Below are 3,569 nucleotides of genomic sequence, written 5' to 3' on the forward strand. Positions count from 1 at the left end.
CGTACGCGTCCGGCCTGACCCGTGTTGCGGGAAACGGCACGAGCGGTGATGTCCGCTGCTGCTGGGGTCTACTTCTGGAGTCCAGAAGGAGATCAGGAGATGGCTCGGATGGAGATCATCACCCGGACGGAACGCCGTCGCATCTACAACGAAGATGAGAAGGCGGTGGTCGTAGCCGCCAGCTTCGAGCCGGGTGTCACCGTGCGCGAGGTCGCACGGCGGTTCGGCATTGCCGCCAGTCTGGTCTACAATTGGCGCTCGGCGCACCGAAAGGCGGCCAGCTTGGCTCAGCCGATGCAGTTCATCTCGTATAGCGCAGTGCCGGTGTTGGCGGCTGAGACGCCGCTGCCGGAATTGTCGCCGATAGTGCCGCAGGGAGGAGCGACCGTTGCTGCCGAGCAGGTCGCCGTTTCAGCAGAGGAGATGATAGGTCCCGCTTCCAGCACCAGGCCGGGTACCATCGACATCACGCTGCCGTCAGGGGTCCACCTGGCAGTGGACAGCTTCGTCAACGAGAAGGCGCTGGCGCGGGTGCTACGCGCCCTGGAGCACGGCGCATGATCTCGCTGGCGCCGGGCACACGGATCTACCTCGCCAGCCAGCCGGTCAGCATGCGGCTGGGCTTCGACGGGCTGGCGGCCCTGGTGCGGCCGCTGTTCTCGGTCGAGCCTTATGCCGGCCACGTCTTCCTGTTCCGCAGCAGGAGCGGCAGCTACCTGAAAGCGTTGCATTGGGACGGTACGGGACTGTGCCTGTTCGCCAAACGGTTGGAGCGGCATCGCTTCGTCTGGCCACCACTTATCGATGGCGGCGTGGTGCTGTCGCCAGCACAGCTGGCAGTGCTCATTGAAGCGATGGACTGGCGTCGTACGATTGCCCCGCCAGCCCCACGAATACCAGTGCAAATGTAAGTGAAAACGGCTGAAAACCGTGCATTTTCCTTGGGAGCAGGAGGTGCATCTGGTATAAGATTGCATGTCGCCGACCGAGACCGACATTGCCGATAATCCTGACGCGCTGAAGGCATTCATCGCCGATATGCAGGCGAAACTGGAAGCCTCCGAGAGCGCGCGTCTTGCATCGGAACAGGCGCTCGCGGCCGAGCAGGAGGCGCATGATGCCACCCGCAGACAGGTTGAAGCGGCGCAGAATGCCATCAAGCTGACCACGCTGGAGATCGAGAGGCTCAAGGTGCAGCTGGCACGGCTGCGCCGGATGAAGTTCGGCCAATCCTCCGAACGACTGACAATGCTCGCCGACCAGCTCGAGCTGACGCTCGAGGACATGGAGGCAGCCGCAGCGCACGCGCACTGTGTCGTTGGCGATGTCACATTACCGGAGTCCGCGGAAGCAAGCCGGCGTAAACCCAAGCGCGAGCCGCTGCCGGCGCACTTGCCGCGCGATGAGATCGTCCATCCCGCCCCGCAAGCGGACGGCTGCACTGCATGTGGCGGTAAGATGTCGGCGCTCGGCGAAGATGTGACCGAGGTGTTGGAGTATCTGCCGGGTCGCTTCCGCGTCGTCCGCCATGTCCGACCCAAGCTGGCCTGCGACCGCTGCGACGCCATCTCACAAGCACCGGCACCCTCATTGCCGGTGCCGCGGGGACGCGCCGGTCCCGGACTGCTCGCGCACGTCGCTGTGTCCAAATTCGCCGACCACCTGCCGCTCTACCGGCAGGCACGCATCTTCGCCCGCGAGGGCGTCGACATCAGCCGCTCGACGCTGGCCGACTGGCTCGGACAGGTCAGCTGGCTGCTCGAGCCGCTGGTCGAGCGCATCGCTGCCCACGTCATGGCGTCGGTCAAGATCCACGCCGACGACACGCCCGTACCCGTGCTGGCACCAGGTAGCGGCAAGACGAAGACCGGACGACTGTGGATTTACCTGCGCGATAACCGACGATGGAGCCCGAGTGATCGCCCTGCGGCGCTGTACCGCTACAGCCCCGACCGCAAGGGTGAGCGACCTTGTGACCATCTCAGAACGTTCAGCGGGTTTTTGCAGGCCGACGCCTACGCCGGGTTTCAGCGGCTCTATGAGCCTGGCCGCACCCCCGGTCAGATCACGCCGGTTGCCTGTTGGGCACATGCGCGGCGCAAGCTGCATGAGGTGTTCGAGGCTGACCGGACCTCGATTGCCCGTGAGGGGCTCGAGATCATCCGCGAGCTGTACGAGATCGAGCGCCGCATGACGCCGGGGCCAACACCGCATCCGGATCGGTGCCGGACACGCAAATGGTCGCGCCTACGGGTGCTGGACTTCTTCGCCTGGGCCGATGGCGTGCTTGCCGAAGTTTCGGCACGCACGCCGCTGGCAGCGGCGCTGCGCTATGCGGTGAAGCTGAAGCCTGCCTTACTCGCCTACACCACCGATGGTCGCCTCGAGATCGATAACAACCCGGCCGAAAACGCGCTGCGCGCCGTTGCGCTGGGCAGACGAAACTGGACCTTTGCCGGCGCCGACTGTGGCGGCGAGCGCGCTGCCGCCATGTACACGCTGCTGGAGACCTGCCGGCTAAACGCGGTGAACCCGCATGAGTGGCTTGCCGACGTGCTCGACCGCATTGGCCAAGGTCATCCTGTCAGCCGCCTTGACGAGCTGCTGCCTTGGACGTGGGCGACTTCGCAGGGCGGCAACCAGCCGCCGTGAACGGCAATATGTGGTGAAAGCCGGCCTGTCCGCTATCGGGCGCAGATGGCCGTAATCAACCATTCGTCTAGTTGTTGGCGAGGGATATCAGCGCTCCGCTAAATGCGTCTTATCTAGACCAGGTATTTCGTTGGCCAACAGAAGGCTGTTGAGTTCATCGGAAATGGTAAAACTAAAATAGATGTCAGCGCTCCACCAAGCATGCCAGCCTGCCGTGTGTTCACGATGGATCGCTACGTCTCCCCTTCGCCCATCCGGAGACGGCGGCTCGATCTCCCCTGCGGGATTTCGCCTTAACGTTGTGCGTTCATCGTCAATTTGATTAGTTGCGACGTGCCCCAGAACCGCAATGTAATAATTTTTTGGTGTGGGCGCACCGCTCTTCAAAAACGTCGGCACATGAACAAACTGATGGATGCCAGGCTCAACCTGCTCAATTATCGCTTTGATAGCATCGGACACCGCCCAGCCGCCAATCGTAAGAAAATCGGGCGGCGACTTGGTGGATGAAAGTACGTATGCTTCCCTTGGGAATAAGTCTAAGGGGACTTTCAGACCCTGCTGAATAACTGACCCGCCGAAAGGCGTCCTGCCCTTCGGATCTTCAAACCTATACCTGAGCCGTGCCTGATGTATCTCCTGACCGTCCGGAACGGTCTTGGTTCCAACTATCCATCGCGCGAGCGGTTTAGGGTGAATGATCCAAGCCATTAAAAGGTGAAACCCATTTGTTTTGTGCGGCCCAGCTATGATGGAGCAGCAGCTAAGAACTCCTTAGCGCATCATGCCCGAAAGATAGGTGAAACGCGCTGAACGAACGGCAGATTTCGGGCAAGTGCCGGGCCTCCCCGACGTCGATGATTGGGCGGCTGCGGAAGGGCTGCTTTCGATCGCAGCGGCCCAGCCCGGACGCTTAC

4 protein-coding genes are annotated in these 3,569 nt (G+C 62.2%); 3 read left to right on the plus strand and 1 reads right to left on the minus strand.

Features of this window, described 5'->3' with window-relative positions; all coding sequences use genetic code 11:
• Positions 1 to 108: 108 nt before the first annotated feature.
• The 3 genes from tnpA (at position 109) to tnpC (ending at position 2,652) form a co-directional block, all read left to right on the plus strand.
• Positions 109 to 561: an IS66-like element accessory protein TnpA gene (gene tnpA, locus IFS44_RS21455; RefSeq protein WP_244650505.1), complete on the plus strand. Its 453-nt coding sequence runs from the start codon at positions 109 to 111 to the stop codon at positions 559 to 561.
• Entirely contained in the window at positions 558 to 911 is a 354-nt protein-coding gene (gene tnpB, locus IFS44_RS21460) for an IS66 family insertion sequence element accessory protein TnpB (protein ID WP_192100142.1), read from the plus strand. Before tnpA ends, tnpB begins: the two co-directional genes overlap by 4 nt.
• Before the next feature lie 127 nt (positions 912 to 1,038).
• Positions 1,039 to 2,652 (plus strand): IS66 family transposase, encoded by a 1,614-nt coding sequence (tnpC, locus tag IFS44_RS21465; RefSeq protein WP_446740874.1) that lies wholly within the window; start codon positions 1,039 to 1,041, stop codon positions 2,650 to 2,652.
• An 87-nt stretch (positions 2,653 to 2,739) separates the two neighbouring features.
• On the opposite strand, the gene IFS44_RS21470 is transcribed toward tnpC, so the two are convergent.
• The gene (locus IFS44_RS21470; RefSeq protein ID WP_192100146.1) at positions 2,740 to 3,363 is read right to left on the minus strand and encodes an imm11 family protein; all 624 of its coding nucleotides are present in this window, start codon (positions 3,361 to 3,363) and stop codon (positions 2,740 to 2,742) included.
• Between the last annotated feature and the right edge of the window lie 206 nt (positions 3,364 to 3,569).

The sequence above is a fragment of the Sphingomonas sp. CFBP 13706 genome (assembly GCF_014842355.1).
In the GTDB taxonomy this organism is placed as follows: domain Bacteria; phylum Pseudomonadota; class Alphaproteobacteria; order Sphingomonadales; family Sphingomonadaceae; genus Sphingomonas; species Sphingomonas aerolata.

Bases quoted from the DNA above. Each gene is read 5' to 3' on its own strand.
- tnpC (WP_446740874.1), top strand. From the start codon at position 1,039: ATGCAGGCGAAACTGGAAGCCTCCGAGAGCGCGCGTCTTGCATCGGAA.
- tnpA (WP_244650505.1), top strand. From the start codon at position 109: ATGGAGATCATCACCCGGACGGAACGCCGTCGCATCTACAACGAAGAT.
- tnpB (WP_192100142.1), top strand. From the start codon at position 558: ATGATCTCGCTGGCGCCGGGCACACGGATCTACCTCGCCAGCCAGCCG.
- IFS44_RS21470 (WP_192100146.1), bottom strand. From the start codon at position 3,363: ATGGCTTGGATCATTCACCCTAAACCGCTCGCGCGATGGATAGTTGGA.